This window comes from Eggerthella hominis (genome assembly GCF_014287365.1).
GTDB classification, from domain to species: Bacteria; Actinomycetota; Coriobacteriia; order Coriobacteriales; family Eggerthellaceae; genus Eggerthella; species Eggerthella guodeyinii.
The window spans coordinates 19,709-35,095 of the sequence record NZ_JACOOA010000006.1 but is presented as its reverse complement, the minus strand read 5'-3'; the positions used below and the strand labels follow the sequence as shown (position 1 = coordinate 35,095).

The window sequence follows — 15,387 nt, the reverse complement described above, 5'->3', positions numbered from 1 at the left end:
CACAACCCAGGAGAATGCGGAAGGAAGGGTGCCGAAAAGATCAGGGCTAATCCCTACGGTTAGGTTACGGCCCCGGTCAGGGAAAGCGCCCGCCCGAGCGCCTTCCCTAGTAGTCCTTCGCCGCGGGACTGGCCATCCAGGCTTCGAAGAACTCCTCGTACGCCCCCGCCAGCACCGCTTCGCGGGCACGGCGCATGAGATCGATGAGGTAGTGCAGGTTGTGGACGGACAGCAGGATGCCGCCCAGCATCTCGTTCTGCTTCACGAGGTGGCGGATGTAGGCGCGGCTGTGGTTCCGGCACGTCGGGCAGGTGCACGCGGGGTCGAGCGGGCCGAAGTCGCGCGTGAACTTCGCGTTGCGCATGTTCATGCGACCCGTCGACGAGAACGCCGTGCCCATGCGCGCCGTGCGGGTGGGCAGCACGCAGTCGAACATGTCAACGCCCTCGCGCACCGCGCGCACGAGCGTCGTGGGGTTGCCCACGCCCATGAGGTAGCGCGGACGGTCCTCGGGGCAGGCGCGGGCGACGGGGCCCAGCGTCTCGAACATCACCTCGTGATCCTCGCCCACCGAGTAGCCGCCGATGCCGAAGCCGCCGAAGCGGCGCCCGCCGCGCGCCAGGCTCTCGTCCTCGATCTCGCGCAAGCGGCGGATGGATTCCAGCCGCAGGTCCAGTTCCATGCCGCCCTGGACGATGCCGAACAGCGTCTGGTCGGGGCGCTGATGCGCCGCCAGGCAGCGGCGCGCCCAGTTGGCCGACAGATCGACGGCTTTCGCCACGAAGGCCTTCTCGGCCGGGTAGGGCGTGCATTGGTCCAGCTGCATGGCGATGTCGGCGCCCAGCTGCTCCTGGATCTCCATGTTGCTCTCGGGCGTCCAGCGCACCTTGGTCCCGTCGTAGATGGAGCGGAACGTGAGGCCCTCGTCGTCCAGCTTGAGCGTGTCGGCCAGGCTGAACACCTGGAACCCGCCCGAATCGGTGAGCATGGGGCCGTCGTAGTTCATGAAGCGGTGCACGCCGCCGGCCTCGGCCACCACGTCGGCGCCGGGGCGCAGCGACAGGTGGTACGTGTTGGCCAGCACCACCTGGGCGTTGAGGTCGTTCAACTGGCCCACGGTGACGCCCTTCACCGAGGCGCTCGTGCCCACCGGCATGAACATGGGCGTTTGGAACGACCCGTGCGCCGTTTCGTAGGACAGCGCGCGGGCGTGGCCGCTCGTCGCTTGGAGCTCGCAGTCGAACAGCGCCATGCTAGGCCTCCTTTGCGCGGGACAGCGCGGCCGCGCGGGCCGCGGCGTCGACGACGTCCGCGTCGATGGCCTGCGCGGGGTCGGCGCACGCGGGCAGCGCCTCGGCCCAGGCGGCGAACTCCTCCATGGTGCCGTGCTTGACGGCGCCCAAGTCGAAGCCCTCCGTCGGGTCGAGCAGGTGGTCGATTACGAGGAACGCGTCGGCGCCGAGCCCCTGGATGGCCAGGTCTTCCACCGTGTTGTTGCCCACCATGAGCACGTCTTCGCCGGCAAGACCGCAGGCCGCCACGTTCTCGGCGTAGTAGGCCAGCTTCGGCTTCACCGACGTGGAGTTCTCGAACGACGTGATGCGCGCGAAGCGTGCGGCGTCGACGCCCGCCCACGACAGGCGCCATTCCACGGCGCGGCGCGGGAACATGGGCATGGTGGCCAGCACGAGCGGGTAGCCCTTCGCCGCCAGCGTCTCGATGGCGCGCGCGGCGGCCGGGTTGGAGACGACGCCGGCGCCGATCGCGCCGAAATCGTGCTCGTAGAAGCCGGCGAGCAGCTCGTTCCACGCCGCCGCGTCGCGATCGGCGTGGCTGAAGAACGCCTCCCAGAACGCGTCGAAGTTCGTGCGCTCGTCGTCGTGGGCGGCCATGGCGCCGATGCCCGCCTTGAGCCCGGCGGAGAACGACGCCGCGTCGAGCCCGCGGGTGGCGACGAACTTCGCGATGGCCTCGAAGTAAGCGCCCAGGAACTCGTCGAGCTCCATGGGCAGCAGCGTGCCGTCCAGGTCGAAGAAGATTGCGCGATAGGTGCGAGATGCCATGGCGTCGATCCTTTGATTCGATGAATACGCTTGCAAGCATGGTAGTATACGTCACGTTGCGAAGGAGCGTGGAAACCCGATGAAATTACTGCTTCATGCCTGCTGCGGACCGTGCTCGCTCGAACCCGTGCGCCTGCTGCGCGCGGCCGGGCACGACCTGACCATCGCCTATATGAACTCGAACATCGCACCTGCTGACGAGTACGCGCACCGCCTGGCCACGCTGCGCGCCTGGGCCGCGGGCGAGCAGGTGCCCGTGGTGGAGGGCGCCTGGGACCCGGCCGCCTGGGAGGCGTGCGCGGGTCGCGTCGGCGAGGCGGCGCACGACCCCGCGCGTCGCGAGGCGCGCTGCCGCGCGTGCTACCGCCTGCGCTTCGAGGAGGCTGCGGCGCTCGCCGCCGAGCAGGGGTTCGACGCGCTGGGCACCACGCTGTCGGTGAGCCCCTACCAATATACCGACGTCATCCGGGAAGAGCTGGAGCGCGCCGCCTCCGCCGCGGGCGTGCAGCCGCTGTTCGAGGACTACCGCCCCTTCTACGACGAGGCCACGCACCGCAGCCGCGAGCTGGGAATGTACCGCCAGAACTACTGCGGCTGCCGCTTCTCGGACGCCGAGGCCGCCGCCGAGCGCGCCGAGCGCAAGGCGCAGCGGGCGGCCGCCCGCGAGGCGGAGGCTGCGGCCCGCGCCGCCGAGCGCGCGGCAGCCGAGGCCGAGCGATCCGCGCGCAAGGCCGAGCGCGCGGCCTACGACGCCAAGCAGGCCCGCAAGCGCGCGGTGCTGAAAGCCCTGCGCGATCAGGAACGCGACGAGGGGTAGGCGCACCCGGCATGCCGGCGAGATGCGACGCAAGATGGAGTGGGACGGATAAGCGCCCATCGGCGGGCAACAAGGCCTATAATAGGCAGTTCGCACCGCCGACCTCACGACGCACGAAGGACGCACGCATGAAGACCTCTGATTTCGATTACGATCTGCCCCCCGAGCTCATCGCGCAGGAGCCCGCCGCCGAGCGGGACGGCTGCCGCCTGCTCGTGATGGATCGAGCCACCGGAGCCATCGAGGACCGCATCTTCCGCGACATCGCCGACTACCTGCGCCCGAACGACCTGCTCATCGCCAACGAGACGCGCGTCATGCCGGCGCGGCTCCTCGGCGCGAAGCGCGGCACGGGCGGCTCGGCCGAGGTGTTCTTGCTGCGCGAGGTGCGCGACCGCGAGCCGCGCACGAACCAGAGCGCGCTGTGGGAGGTGCTCGTGCGCCCCGGCAAGCGCCTCAAGCCGGGCACCGGCGCCGTGGTGGACTTCGTCGACGCACGAGGCGAGGTTGCCCTGTCCGCCGAGATCGTCGACTGGGCCGAGAACGCGCAGAAGGGCGAGCGCCTCGCGCGCCTGACCACGCCGCTGCCCTCCCTCGACGAGGCGCTGCACGCCGTGGGCCACACGCCGCTGCCGCCCTACATCAAGAACTACGCGGGCGACGAGGAACTGTACCAGACGGTGTACTCCCGCCGCGAGAGCTCGGCCGCCGCGCCCACCGCGGGCCTGCACTTCACCCCCGCGCTCATCGAGCGCCTGCGCGAGCAGGGCGTGCGCTGGGAGACCGTGGAACTCGAAGTGGGCCTCGACACGTTCCGCATCGTGGACGAGGACGACCCCGAGCAGCACGTCATCCACACCGAGTACTACACGGTGCCCGAGCGCACGGCAGACGCCATCGCCGAGACGCGCGAGCGCGGCGGACGCGTGATCGCCGTGGGCACGACGAGCGTGCGCAGCCTCGAGAGCGCCTGGGACGCCGAGGCGGGCGCCGTCACGCCGCGCGATCGCGAGACGACCTCGCTCTACCTGCTGCCCGGCTCGCAGTTCCACGTGGTGGACGCCCTCATCACGAACTTCCACGTGCCGCGCTCCACGCTCATGATGCTCGTGTCCGCGTTCTCCACGCGCGAGCACATCATGGCCGCCTACCGCCACGCCATCGAAGAGCGCTACCGCATGCTGTCCTTCGGCGACGCCATGTTCATCCGCTAACGCGGGCGCGGTTCTAGAAACCTTCTGCGACGCAAAAAAATGACCCCGCTTTTGCGGGGCCATTTCAGCATTCTATAAGTAAGTCTGCTTATGCCTTCGTCACATTGCTTGCCTGAAGCTTGCCGTTCTGGCCGGTCGTGACGTCGAACTGCACCGCAGAGCCTTCGTCGAGCGTCTTGAAGCCGTCCATCTTGATCTCAGAGAAATGCACGAAGAGGTCTTCGCCATCCTTCTGGGAGATGAAGCCATAGCCTTTTTCCGGGTTAAACCACTTAACAGTACCTTCCGCCATTTTAAATCCTCTTTCCTCTCCTCGTCCCCGAGGAGGTAACACTGTGTGCTGCACGGCCGCAACACTCGCCCTCACCTCGAGGGCACATGCTTACTATACGCTATGCGGCAACAAAAAAGCTCGGGATTCTCTTTTTCGTCCTTATTTTACCAATCCGTTGCATGAGGGTTTGCCGGAGGACTCACTCCCCCTGCTCGCACTTCGCGAGCGTGCAGGCGTAGTCGCGTTGGTATGCGGCGATCTCGGCTTCGAGCGCTTGGCGCCTCTCAGGCTCCATGCGGGCGGACCGCGCATCGGCGACCGTGTCGAACGGGCTGGCGGCGAGGGCGTCTTGCAACGCGCGGTCGGCGTTCTGCCGCGGCGCGATGCGGAACCCCCGGAGAGCCGCCGCATGCAGCACGGCCCTCCGGGCGTCATCGCGCGCCGCCTCGTCGACGCCTTCCGCGCGGGCAAGGCGCTCCTCGGCCTGGCGAAGGCGATCGTCGGCGCTTTCCAGCAGCGACGCGCACGTCTCGCGCTCGTCCGCCAGCTGCGCAACGCGGTCCGCCCAACGCGCCCGCGCAAGCATCGCGCCCTTCTCCTGCAGGGCGGGCAGCGCGTCGAGCAGATCCGCCAAATGCTCGTAGGCTTCGTCGCTCATCCGAGTGCTCCTTTGCGGTCCTAGGCCTTCACCTGGTCGTACACGCCCGCCAGCTGCTCGCCCAAGCACTTGCCTTCGACGAGGCACCGACCGTGGCTGTTGCCCTGCACGTTGATGGGGTAGTCGTAAGCGTAGATGTCGCCCGCGCAGTTGCCGATGGCGTACAGGCCCTCGATCGGCTCGTCGGCGTCGTTGAGCACCTCGAACTCGTCCGAGATGTGCACGCCGCCGCACACGCCCAAGAGGCCCGGCGCCACCATGCACGCCGTGAAGGGGCCTTCCTTGATGGGGTACAGGAAGTGGCTCTCCTTGTAGAAATCGGTGTCTTCACCGGCCTCGCAGCGCTTGTTGTACTGCTCGACGGTCGCGAGGAACTCGTCCTTGTCCACATCGAGCTGCTCCGCAAGCTCCTCGAGGGTGTCGGCGCGCTTGTAGTAGGCCGGCGTCTTTTCCAGGCCGGTCTCCACCGTCTGCGCATGGGAGTCCACCGCGGTCTGGTAGTCGGTGCCGTAGGCGCGGAAGCTGTCCCAGAACATACCGCCGCCGTACTGCAAGCTGTCCAGCAGGTCGGTCTGCCAGTTGGCATCGAAGACGGACCACGCGTGATCGGAGCCGCCGTTCACCATGACGCCCACGCATTTGCCCTGCACCCACGTCGCCTCGTTCATGAAGCGCTTGCCGGCGGGGTTCACGAACAGGAAGGGGCCGTGGAACGCGGCCGCCGCCTGCGGGTGCATCATGGTCGGCCACGGAGCGGCCTGGAAGGCGCCGCCGGCCCAGGCGGCCATGTTGTGCCCATCGCCCACGTTGCCCTGGTCGGAGCAAAGGCGCGTCATCACCTTGAACGCTATGGGCGCGAACTCCTCCAGATACTCGTCGTTGTAGCTCACATCGCCCGTGGCCAGCACCACGCCCTTGCTGGCGTTGTACTGCACGTACTCGCCGTCCTTGTTCTCGCAGACGGCGCCCGTCACCTTGCCGGAATCGTCCTGCACGAGCTGCACGGCGGGCATCTCGTAGACGAACTGGGCGCCGTTCTTCAGCGCCTCGGATTCGAACAGGTACTCGACGAAATCGGCCATCGTGTGCTGCTCGAAGATATCGCCGCCCATGATCATATGGTAGCAGTCGATCTCGGGATGCACCGTGCTGCGCGATCCCACCGTGACCATGCACGTGGCGCCGTTGCTCTCGGCCAAGTCGAGGAACCAGTTCATGCAGCGCTCGGACTCGCGGAACCACTTCGCCACGAGCGATTCGCGGCACCGGTTGCCGCACGTGGAAACCCAACGTTCCATCTCGATGGACTTGTCGAAGCTGATGTCGAGCTTGTCGAGCTCGCGCGAGCCGATGGCGCCCGTGCCGCCCACCCCGTGGCCGTTCAGCATGGCGTCCTTCTCGACGAGGATCACCTTCGCGCCGTTCTCCGCCGCGCTGAGCGCGCAGCACGTGCCGGAATAGCCGCCGCCGATGACGAGCACGTCGGTGTCCACCGTCTCCTTGATCTTGTCGGCCGCGATGGGGTCGGGCTTGACCTCCCAGGTATGCTTGGCTCCTTCGGTCGCCGCGCCCGAGGCGGCCGCGTCGTCGGATGCGCCCGACGCCTGCGGGCTGCACCCCATGACGCCCAGCGCCGCCACGCCCGCCGCGCTCAACGCCGCTCCCTTGAGCAGGCTTCGCCTCGAGATTCCCGTTGACATGCTCATGCCGATCCCTCCTGATTCGTATGACTACCCTCCTGCGGACCTTCTATCCGCAGCTCGAGGCGAAGCATAGCCGTCAGGTGCGCGCGCCCGCATCCCATAGTTCGGGTTGTTCGGCCCCGCCGCAGGTGGTTCGGGGGAAATCCCCAACTTTAGGGGGAGTCGCCAGGACCCGCTATTCGAACAGGTCGATGAGTTCCTGGCGCGAGTGGATACCGGCCTTGCGATAGATGCTCTTCATGTGGTCGCGCACGGTGTTCTCGGAAATGTAGAGCTTGCGCGCGATGGCCGGCACGTTGTTGCCGCGCAACACGAGCGCCACCACCTCGCGCTCGCGCTTGCTGAACGGCTCGACCAAGCCGAGCGCGTCGACGCGCGCATCCCAACGCGCGGCATCGTTGGGCTCGCCAGCTGCCGCCGCGGGGGCGGGAGCGTTCGGCACGGGGGCGGCCGAAACCGCGTCCACGACGGCGAGCGGCTGGCTGCCGCCCACCACGGCCACGTCGATGGGAGCCGCACCCTGCGCGCTCGCGGCCCCGGAGGCGCGTCCGCGTCGGCGGAACGACACGAGGAACAGCACCATCGACAGCGCGTACACGCACAGGAACAGCACGTTCACGGCCAAGGCGAAATCGTAGGCGATGATGGGGTTGAGCTGCCGACCCAGCAGATCGCCGGCGAACATGGCCGCCAGCGTGGGGCCCACGCACAGCGCGTACACCTGCACCGCCGGCGCGTTGCGCTCGCTCGAATACACCGCGCACGTGACGATGAGCAGCAGGTTCAGTATCTCGAAGCCGAACAGCAGCATGCCCACCACGAGAGGGGCGAACTGCACGCCCAGCAGCGACGGCAGCATGAACACGCCGGCAACAAGGGGAAACAGCACCTGGTAGACGCGCAGCACTTCGAACCCGCGCTCCGAGAACAGCTCGATGAGCAGCACCACGGCCGCGGCCAGCGCCAGCCCGCCGATGCCCGCCGCCGACGACGCGTCGGCCGACACCATGAACAGCCCCGCCACGAGCTGCCACACGAACCCGATGGCGCAGGTGCAGAACACCGGCTTCCACAGATCCCGCACGGTGGCCGCGGCAAGCGCCTTCGTCATGCGCGGCGACGGATCGGGAGCGATGATCTCGCGCAGGCTCAACTTCAGCGACGCGGCTGCGGCGACGGGCAGCACCGCGATCGTGCACACCGCCTGCGCGATCTCGGGCAGCGCATGCAGCGCAACGCTCAGCGCCACCGACAGAACCGCCGACAGGGGGATGTAGATCGCCGTGCGCGACGCGCCTTCGGACGCGAAGAACTGCTGCCACGACACGTAGAAGAAACCGGCCGCCAACCCGAGCAGCACGCCGGCGAGCGCCGCACCGCCCACCGTGGGCTGCCCGGCGAAGAAAACGACGCGAAACGCGAGGGCGCCCAACGCCAGAATCGCGCCGGCGGGAAGCGCGTAGCGCGGCGAGAAGACGGGCGCCCGCCGCTCGACGAGCACCGCCGCGAGCACCGCGACGATGACGCACGCCTGCTGGCACATGCTGTACAGGTCGTACGTTTCCGACGACCCGGCGTGCGGCGCCGCCAGGCCGCCGAACATGATGGCCCACACGAAGGCGAAGCCGACGTGGTACCACCGCAGCGACCGCAGCAGCGTTTGAGCTTTCACTATGGACAACGAAGCATCCTCCCCTGGTAAACTTCCGTCCAACGATACCGCATCATGCCGCGCTCGTACACCGAGCAGCGCGATGCCGAGCGGAGAACCTACCGGTCGGCGTCGAGGGGCGTTTCTATCACGGCCGACGGGATGATGGGCTCGGTGCCGTACCCCAGCACGTCCATGGTGGAATCGGCCTCCTGCGCCAGCTCGGCGTCGGCCTCGTCCAGCAGCAGCGCCAACTCCTCGGGCGTGTCGGGCAGGTCGAGGTCGTAGGCGTCGGCCAAGGCGCGCGCCTGCTCGGCGCGCAGGGCGGACAGCTCGTGCTCGCCGGCCTCGCTCAGGTAGCCCGAGGCCAGCAGCAGGCTGCGCGCGATGTACTCGGACACGCGCGGGTCGACGCCCGACACCTGCATGACGCTCGCGATGGACTCCGGCGACAGCGACAGCAGCGTGGCGCCGTCGATGTCGGTGGCGTCGCCCACGGCGCGCTCCAGCATGTTGGCGGCGTCGCGCGGGTCGCGATCCTCCACCGCCCGCGACCAGCTGCGGCGGATGGCTTCCGCGAACTGCAGCAGGATGCGCATGAGGTAATCCTGTTCGAGCATGCGAGCTCCTTTCAAAGGCCCGGGCGAACCCGGGCACGCGAGGTTACGAGGATGACGGAACCTTGATTCCCAGGTGGTCGTAGGCCCGTTCGGTGCAGATGCGGCCCTTCGGCGTGCGCACGAGCAGGCCCTGCTGCATGAGGTAGGGCTCGTACACGTCCTCGAGCGTGTCGGTGTCCTCCGACAGCGCCGACGCGAGCGTGGTCAGGCCCACGGGCCGGCCGCCGAACTGCACGGCCAGCAGCTCGAGGATGCGGTTGTCCACCGCGTCCAAGCCGAGCGCGTCCACCTCGAAGAAGCTGAGCGCCTGCGCGGCCACGTCCTCGTCGATGACGCCGTCGCCGCGCACTTGCGCCCAGTCGCGCACGCGCTTGAGCAGCCGGTTCGCCAAGCGCGGCGTGCCGCGGCTGCGGCGCGCGATCTCGAGCGCGCCATCCTCCTCGATGGCGACGTCCAGGATGGACGCCGAGCGGCGCACGATGGAGGCCAGCTCCTCGGGCGAGTAGTACTGCAAGCGGAACGCGATGCCGAAGCGGTCGCGCAAAGGGCCCGTCAGCAGGCCGGTGCGCGTCGTGGCGCCGACGAGCGTGAAGCGCGGCAGGTCGAGGCGGATGGAGCGCGCCGCCGGCCCCTTCCCCACCACGATGTCGAGGGCGAAGTCCTCAAGCGCGGGGTAGAGCACCTCCTCCACCATGCGGTTCAGGCGGTGGATCTCGTCGATGAACAGCACGTCGCCCTCTTCGAGGTTCGTGAGGATGGCCGCGAGGTCGCCCGTGCGCTCGATGGCGGGGCCGCTCGTCGTCTTGAGGTTCGCGTCCAGCTCGTTGGCCACGACGGCCGCGAGCGTGGTCTTGCCGAGGCCCGGGGGGCCCGAGAACAGGATGTGGTCCACCACGTCGCCGCGCGCCTGCGCCGCCTCGATGAGGATGGCGAGCGATTCCTTGATCTTCGTCTGGCCCAGGTAGTCGCCCAGGCGCTTGGGACGCAGGCTGCGGTCGAGCGCGAGGTCGTCCTCGGTGAGCGTGGGCGTCACCGCGCGCGAGCGCGCGTCGGCCGGCGGCGCGTCGCCGCGCCCCGCCCCCGCGTCCGCCTCGAACACGAGCCCTTCTATTTCAATGCCGTTGTCAGCCATAGCCGCCTATCCGTCCCGACGGCGCGCGCGGCGCCGCCCGGCTTCGCCTAGTTCGTTCCCAGTCGCTTCAGCGCATATTGTAGCAGCACGCTTTCGGCCGCGCCCTCGGGAGCGCCCTTGAGCGCGACGTCGGCCTCCTCGGACGTGAAGCCCATCGACAGCAGCGCCTCCCGCGTGCCCGCGAGATTCGCCGCCGACGCGACCACGGGCGCCGCCTCGTCGAACAGGCCCGCAAGGCCCTCGTCGAACGAGCCCTTCAGCTCGAGGATGATGCGCGACGCCGTCTTCTTGCCCACGCCGGGGATGCGCTGCACCGCGGCCACGTCCTGCGCCTGCACGGCGGCCACGAGGCCCGCGGGCGAGAACGCCGACAACGCGGCGAGCGCCACCTTCGGCCCCACGCCGCCCACGCCGATAAGCCGCTCGAACAGCGCTTTCTCTTCCAGCGTGAGGAAGCCGAACAGCGCGAGGCCGTCGTCGCGCACCTGGAGGAACGTGTGCACCTCCACGGCGGCGCCCGCCTCGGGCAGCTTCGACAGGCCGGCCTGGGACATGCCCACGGCGTAGCCGATGCCGTTCACCTCGATGTAGGCGGTCGTGGCGGTCTTCGCGGCCAGCACCCCTTTGAGAAACGCGATCATAGCCTGTCCTTTCCAGCGGAAGCATCGCACGCGGGAACGCCGCGATCGGGAACGTCGTAGGCCGCGCACGCCGCGCCCGTGCGGCGCGCGAAGCCCTCGTGGGTGGTATAGCAGATGGCGGCCGCCAGCGCGTCGGCGGCGTGGTCGGGGCGCGGGATGTCCTCGAGCGCAAGCAGCTGGCGCACCATGTACTGCACCTGGTCCTTCTCGGCCGAGCCCGTGCCCACCACCGCCAGCTTGATCTGGCTGGGCGAGAACTCCAGCACCTCGAGGTCGCGCTCGGCGCACGCCACGAGCGCGGCGCCGCGCGCCTGCCCCGTGGCGAACGCGCTCTGCACGTTCACGCCGAACCACACCGTCTCGATGCCCACGCACGCCGGCTCGAACCGCGCGATTACCGCGGCCATCTGCTCGTGTATCTTCCGCAGGCGCTGGGCCAGCGGCAGATCCTTCGCCGTGGACACGCAGCCGTACGCCGTGCACGCGAGGCGCGGCCCGCGCTGCTCCACGATGCCCCAGCCCGTGTTGGCCAGGCCGGGGTCGATCCCTAGGATGGTTCGTTCGGTGCGTGCCATCGATTCCTTCTCGTCGTCGCGCTCGCCGCGTCCGCGGCGGGCGCGTTTCGGTTGCAAACGTTTGTTCGTTGACATCCTAGCACAAAGCCCGGGAGTCAACCCTTGGAAGGCGCGCTTTTTCACAGCCTCGTCAGAGGCCGTTACCCGCCCGTTCGCGCGGAACGCGCGTCGGCGCGATGGTCGAGGGAATCGGTCAGCTCGCGCTCGAGGAACTCGGCCAGATCGGCGCGGCCCTTGATGCCGAGCTTCGCGTAGATGTTGTGCGCGTGCGTCTTCACCGTGCCCACCGAGATGAACGCCTGCGAGCTGATCTGCTGGTTGCTCATGCCGTCGGCGAGCATTTCCAGCATCTCCTCCTCGCGCTTGGTGAGGTCGTAGCGCTTCGCGACGAAGGGCACCGCCGTCGGGGCCGACGCCTCGCGGCGCTTGCGGACGTACGCCTGCAGGTAGAGGCAGGCGAACACGAGGTTGACGCCGCCCGACAGCTCCACGAACACGTTGCGCGGGCTTCCCCACCCCGCCGCGAACGACCCGATCGACCAGGCGAGATAGCCCACCGAGCAGAACGCGAACGACGCGACCAGCGCCGCGACCGCCCGCGCGCCGAGCACCCCGTTCGCGCCGCGGCCGTCGCGCAGCCCCTTCACGCCGATGCCCATGATGTAGAGCTGCAGCACGCCGATGCACAGGTTCTCGGCGAACTCCTCCACCGTCGCCTCCGCAAGCGAGCCCGCCACCGCCAGGTACGTGCAGCACAGGATCCACAGCGCCCCTTCGCGCAGCGCCGGCGGCCGGTCGAAGATGAACCCCGCGATGAACCGGAACGTCAGCAGGATGCCGAGATGGAGGTACCCGTAGACGAACGGAGACGCCCCGGGAGCGGCGCTGAACACCGACTGGAACTCGGGCACGAAGTCGAACAGATACATGAGCATGATGTCGGCCGTGCTCAAGCCGAACAGGACGGCGAGCCACAGATGAAGGGCGTTCTTGCGCCGCACGAACAGAACGGCGAACGCGACGCAGAGAGCCGTGTTCGCCATCGTCATCGCCATATCGTAGAAAAACAGTAGGTAGACCACTACACCGCCTTTCCCCTCCGCCGCCGATTATACCATGCGCCGTTGGGCCGCCGGTGTGCGCTCCCCTCAGCGGCATCGGTAAGACGCGGCGCTCACCTGCGCCTACGCACGGGGATAGAGAAATATCCACCCCGGTTTCGCCCCGTATCGATCTTGGCGTTGATTGCGCGCCGCGCCGCGGGGCCGTAAGGTCGGGCGAGGCGACGCCGCGCGAGGGAGCCGGCGCGCCGCACCAGGGAACCATCGAACCGGGAAACCAGGGAAGGAAGGGATCGCGATGAATCACAGCGAGAACCAGGAGACGGGGCGCGGACGAGGGCGCGAAGGCGCCCGGGTCGCAGGAGCGCCCCTCACGCGCCGCACGTTCGTGGCGGGCGCGACCGTGCTGGCAGCCGGGGCGCTGCTGGGCGGCCCGCTGGGCTGCAGCGCGCCGGCGCAGGACGGCGCGGCGGCGCAGGCGGCCGGGGATGCGGCCGACCTCGTGTTCAAGAACGGGCACGTGCAGACGCTCGTGCGCGAAGGCGATGCGGCCGAGGCGGTGGCCGTGCGCGAAGGATCCATCGTGTACGTGGGCGACACCGCCGGCGTCGAGGCGTACGTAGGCGACTCCACGAAGGTGGTCGACCTCGAGGGCCGGTTCCTCTGCCCCGGCTTCATGGACGGCCACCTGCACGGGCCCCAGCCGTACTACGAGCAGATGTTCCAGATCTCCATCCCCGACGGTACGGTCGACAACGACGAGTACCTCCGCATCATCCGGAAGTTCGTCGAGGCGCACCCCGACGACGAGGTGTACTACGGCGGCCCCTTCATGCAGAACGCCTACCTGCAGCCCGACGGCTCGAACCCGGGCCCGCAGAAGGAGGATCTCGACGCCATCTGCGCCGACAAGCCCGTCATGATCCGCGACGTGTCGCACCACTCCTACTGGGTGAACAGCAAGGCGCTCGAGATCGCCGGCATCACAGCCGACACGCCCGACCCTGACGGCGGTTCCATCGTGCGCAACGCCGCAGGCGAGCCGAGCGGCCTGCTGACCGACGCGGCGAAGAACCTCGTGGCGGCGAAGATCGAGGTGCCCTACTCCACCGAGAACATGGCGAAAGCCTACGAGGCGTTCCAGGAGTACTGCCATTCGCTGGGCATCACGGGCCTCACGAACATCAACCTGTCGGGCGTCGAGCTCATCCACGCCGAGGCGCTTCACGACATGGACGCGCGGGGCGACCTGCACCTGCGCCAGCGCTTCCTCGTGTGGGGGCAGCCGGGCATGGGCTACGACGGTATCAAGGAGAAGCTCGACGCCGTGGCCGCCTACGACTCCGAGATGTTCCAGACCGGCACGGTGAAGATCGTCTACGACGGCGTGACCGAGGGCGCGACGGCCGTCATGCTGGAGCCGTACCTGCCGGCCGCCGGCAAGGGCGAGGGCTGGACCGCCACGAGCGACTGGTCGGTCGAAGAGCTCGACCAGGTGGTGGCCGACCTCGACAAACACGGCTACCAGGCGCACATCCACGCCATCGGCGACGGCGCCGTGCGCACCTCGCTCGACGCCTACGAGCGCGCCGAGGCGGCCAACGGCAAGCACGACGCGCGCCACACGATGGTGCACGTGTGCGCCATCACGCCCGAGGACATCAAGCGCTGCGCCGATCTCGAAGTGGTCAGCGACCTGCAGTTCCTCTGGATGTACAACGATCCGCTGTGCCAGCTTGAAACCGCGTTCGTCGGGAAGGAGCGCGCCTTCGCCATGTACCCGGCCAAGGACATGCTCGAGGCCGGCTGCATCCTCAGCGGCGGCAGCGACGGCGCCGTGACCGCCTACGACCCGCTGCTCGAGATCGAGGTGGGCATCACGCGCAACAGCCCCTTCCCCGGCGAGGAGGACGAGGACTTCTACCGCTGGCCCGAGCAGGGGCTGACCGCATACCAGATGCTCGAGATGTACACGAAGAACGTGGCGTACGAGAACTTCATGGAGGACGTCGTGGGCACCGTGGAAGTGGGCAAGAAGGCCGACTTCGTCGTGCTCGACCAGAACATCCTCGACATCGACCCCAAGCAGATATCCGAGACGAAGGTGGTGTGCACCGTCTCGAACGGCAACATCGTCTTCGAAGGCTAGCAGACCCTCCCCCGGGGCGGAGCCGCGTCGCGCGCGCCGGCCCGCCCCGGGCATCCGACGCCCCGAGCTGGTACACTACGGGCAGACGCCCGGCCGAAGGGGAGGCGACGATGCCCAACGATACGTTCTCCATCATAGCGAAGCGGTTCTTCATCGCGACGACCGCCAACGAGCTCTGCAAGAAGACGAGCTTGGACGAGATCGCCGTCGACGAGATCTGCGAGACGGCCGGCGTGTCGCGCTCCGGCTTCTACCGCGCGTTCCACAGCAAGTACGACATCGCCCCCTGGTGCCTGCGGTTCCCGCTCGAGGAGGGCGTCGGCAAGATGGGGCGCTCGCTGACTTGCCAGGAGGGCATCGCCATCACGCTTGAGATATTCGCGCTGTTCAAGGATCTGTTCAACGCCGCGAAGAAAACGTCCGAGATGCTGGTGTGCGACGAGGAGGAGCGCCGCCACGTGGTCGCCCTCATCCGCGAGACGCTGGAGACGCGCCACGGCACGAGCGTCGACGAGGCGCTGGCGTTCCAGATCGAATGGGTGACCGCGGCGGGCCTCGACGTTTCCGAGGACTGGATTCGCGGCACCATCGACAAATCGCCCGCCGAGCTGGCCGAGCTGTTTGCCAGCTGCTACCCTCCGCGGCTGCGCAAGCTGCTGGACGACCCCGTCGACCACGCCGATGACGGCGATTTCGACCTCAGCAGGTTCGTCGTGTCGATGCTGAGGCACGCGCCCGAGGAGACGCAGGCCTGAAACGCCCCGCCGCGCGCGTCCCCTGCTGGGACGGGCGCCCCATCGCCGTCCCACGTTGGAAACGAGCGCCCCGT

The 15,387-nt window shown here is 68.4% G+C and carries 15 protein-coding genes; 4 read left to right on the top strand and 11 right to left on the bottom strand.

What is annotated here, in order from left to right; genetic code table 11:
* Positions 1–106: 106 nt before the first annotated feature.
* Together tgt and H8S61_RS12995 are read right to left on the bottom strand one after the other, a co-directional pair.
* Positions 107–1,252 carry a tRNA guanosine(34) transglycosylase Tgt gene (tgt, locus tag H8S61_RS13000; RefSeq protein WP_186939277.1) on the bottom strand — a complete coding sequence of 382 codons (1,146 nt, stop codon included), beginning with the start codon at positions 1,250–1,252 and terminating at the stop codon, positions 107–109.
* A 1-nt stretch (position 1,253) separates the two neighbouring features.
* Complete coding sequence (locus H8S61_RS12995; RefSeq protein WP_186939276.1) at positions 1,254–2,063, bottom strand: HAD family hydrolase; 810 nt, start codon at positions 2,061–2,063, stop codon at positions 1,254–1,256.
* A 79-nt stretch (positions 2,064–2,142) separates the two neighbouring features.
* Here H8S61_RS12995 and H8S61_RS12990 point away from each other — a divergent pair, with 79 nt between their 5' ends.
* Positions 2,143–2,880 carry an epoxyqueuosine reductase QueH gene (locus H8S61_RS12990; RefSeq protein WP_186939275.1) on the top strand — a complete coding sequence of 246 codons (738 nt, stop codon included), beginning with the start codon at positions 2,143–2,145 and terminating at the stop codon, positions 2,878–2,880.
* A gap of 128 nt (positions 2,881–3,008) precedes the next feature.
* Positions 3,009–4,094 (top strand): tRNA preQ1(34) S-adenosylmethionine ribosyltransferase-isomerase QueA, encoded by a 1,086-nt coding sequence (gene queA, locus H8S61_RS12985; RefSeq protein ID WP_160942876.1) that lies wholly within the window; start codon positions 3,009–3,011, stop codon positions 4,092–4,094.
* Positions 4,095–4,182: 88 nt separating this feature from the next.
* Here the strand turns inward: queA and H8S61_RS12980 are convergent, their stop codons facing one another.
* From H8S61_RS12980 to H8S61_RS12940, 9 genes are all read right to left on the bottom strand, one after another.
* Complete coding sequence (locus H8S61_RS12980) at positions 4,183–4,386, bottom strand: cold-shock protein (RefSeq protein WP_015760322.1); 204 nt, start codon at positions 4,384–4,386, stop codon at positions 4,183–4,185.
* Positions 4,387–4,567: 181 nt separating this feature from the next.
* Positions 4,568–5,026: a hypothetical protein gene (locus H8S61_RS12975; protein ID WP_015760321.1), complete on the bottom strand. Its 459-nt coding sequence runs from the start codon at positions 5,024–5,026 to the stop codon at positions 4,568–4,570.
* Between the two features lie 20 nt (positions 5,027–5,046).
* On the bottom strand, positions 5,047–6,732 hold the full coding sequence (locus tag H8S61_RS12970; protein ID WP_160942877.1) for an FAD-dependent oxidoreductase: 1,686 nt from the start codon (positions 6,730–6,732) through the stop codon (positions 5,047–5,049).
* A 172-nt stretch (positions 6,733–6,904) separates the two neighbouring features.
* Positions 6,905–8,401 carry a helix-turn-helix transcriptional regulator gene (locus H8S61_RS12965; RefSeq protein WP_366458477.1) on the bottom strand — a complete coding sequence of 499 codons (1,497 nt, stop codon included), beginning with the start codon at positions 8,399–8,401 and terminating at the stop codon, positions 6,905–6,907.
* 98 nt (positions 8,402–8,499) lie between these two features.
* Entirely contained in the window at positions 8,500–9,000 is a 501-nt protein-coding gene (locus H8S61_RS12960) for a hypothetical protein (protein ID WP_015760318.1), read from the bottom strand.
* A gap of 43 nt (positions 9,001–9,043) precedes the next feature.
* Positions 9,044–10,132 carry a Holliday junction branch migration DNA helicase RuvB gene (gene ruvB, locus H8S61_RS12955; protein ID WP_041691623.1) on the bottom strand — a complete coding sequence of 363 codons (1,089 nt, stop codon included), beginning with the start codon at positions 10,130–10,132 and terminating at the stop codon, positions 9,044–9,046.
* A 47-nt stretch (positions 10,133–10,179) separates the two neighbouring features.
* Positions 10,180–10,773 (bottom strand): Holliday junction branch migration protein RuvA, encoded by a 594-nt coding sequence (gene ruvA, locus H8S61_RS12950; RefSeq protein ID WP_015760316.1) that lies wholly within the window; start codon positions 10,771–10,773, stop codon positions 10,180–10,182.
* Positions 10,770–11,348, bottom strand: a complete 579-nt coding sequence (gene ruvC, locus H8S61_RS12945; protein WP_015760315.1) for a crossover junction endodeoxyribonuclease RuvC — start codon at positions 11,346–11,348, stop codon at positions 10,770–10,772. The genes ruvA and ruvC overlap by 4 nt, the downstream gene beginning before the upstream one ends.
* Before the next feature lie 140 nt (positions 11,349–11,488).
* Positions 11,489–12,430, bottom strand: a complete 942-nt coding sequence (locus tag H8S61_RS12940; RefSeq protein ID WP_186939273.1) for a helix-turn-helix transcriptional regulator — start codon at positions 12,428–12,430, stop codon at positions 11,489–11,491.
* Positions 12,431–12,707: 277 nt separating this feature from the next.
* On the opposite strand from H8S61_RS12940, the gene H8S61_RS12935 reads away from it, so the two are divergent.
* Both H8S61_RS12935 and H8S61_RS12930 read left to right on the top strand, forming a co-directional pair.
* The gene (locus H8S61_RS12935) at positions 12,708–14,558 is read left to right on the top strand and encodes an amidohydrolase family protein (protein WP_186939272.1); all 1,851 of its coding nucleotides are present in this window, start codon (positions 12,708–12,710) and stop codon (positions 14,556–14,558) included.
* 110 nt (positions 14,559–14,668) lie between these two features.
* Positions 14,669–15,313 (top strand): TetR/AcrR family transcriptional regulator, encoded by a 645-nt coding sequence (locus H8S61_RS12930; protein WP_015760312.1) that lies wholly within the window; start codon positions 14,669–14,671, stop codon positions 15,311–15,313.
* Positions 15,314–15,387: the final 74 nt, after the last annotated feature.

Coding starts and splice junctions, on each gene's coding strand:
- tgt (WP_186939277.1), bottom strand. CDS start 1,252: ATGGCGCTGTTCGACTGCGAGCTCCAAGCGACGAGCGGCCACGCCCGC.
- H8S61_RS12995 (WP_186939276.1), bottom strand. CDS start 2,063: ATGGCATCTCGCACCTATCGCGCAATCTTCTTCGACCTGGACGGCACG.
- H8S61_RS12990 (WP_186939275.1), top strand. CDS start 2,143: ATGAAATTACTGCTTCATGCCTGCTGCGGACCGTGCTCGCTCGAACCC.
- queA (WP_160942876.1), top strand. CDS start 3,009: ATGAAGACCTCTGATTTCGATTACGATCTGCCCCCCGAGCTCATCGCG.
- H8S61_RS12980 (WP_015760322.1), bottom strand. CDS start 4,386: ATGGCGGAAGGTACTGTTAAGTGGTTTAACCCGGAAAAAGGCTATGGC.
- H8S61_RS12975 (WP_015760321.1), bottom strand. CDS start 5,026: ATGAGCGACGAAGCCTACGAGCATTTGGCGGATCTGCTCGACGCGCTG.
- H8S61_RS12970 (WP_160942877.1), bottom strand. CDS start 6,732: ATGAGCATGTCAACGGGAATCTCGAGGCGAAGCCTGCTCAAGGGAGCG.
- H8S61_RS12960 (WP_015760318.1), bottom strand. CDS start 9,000: ATGCTCGAACAGGATTACCTCATGCGCATCCTGCTGCAGTTCGCGGAA.
- ruvB (WP_041691623.1), bottom strand. CDS start 10,132: ATGGCTGACAACGGCATTGAAATAGAAGGGCTCGTGTTCGAGGCGGAC.
- ruvA (WP_015760316.1), bottom strand. CDS start 10,773: ATGATCGCGTTTCTCAAAGGGGTGCTGGCCGCGAAGACCGCCACGACC.
- ruvC (WP_015760315.1), bottom strand. CDS start 11,348: ATGGCACGCACCGAACGAACCATCCTAGGGATCGACCCCGGCCTGGCC.
- H8S61_RS12935 (WP_186939272.1), top strand. CDS start 12,708: ATGAATCACAGCGAGAACCAGGAGACGGGGCGCGGACGAGGGCGCGAA.
- H8S61_RS12930 (WP_015760312.1), top strand. CDS start 14,669: ATGCCCAACGATACGTTCTCCATCATAGCGAAGCGGTTCTTCATCGCG.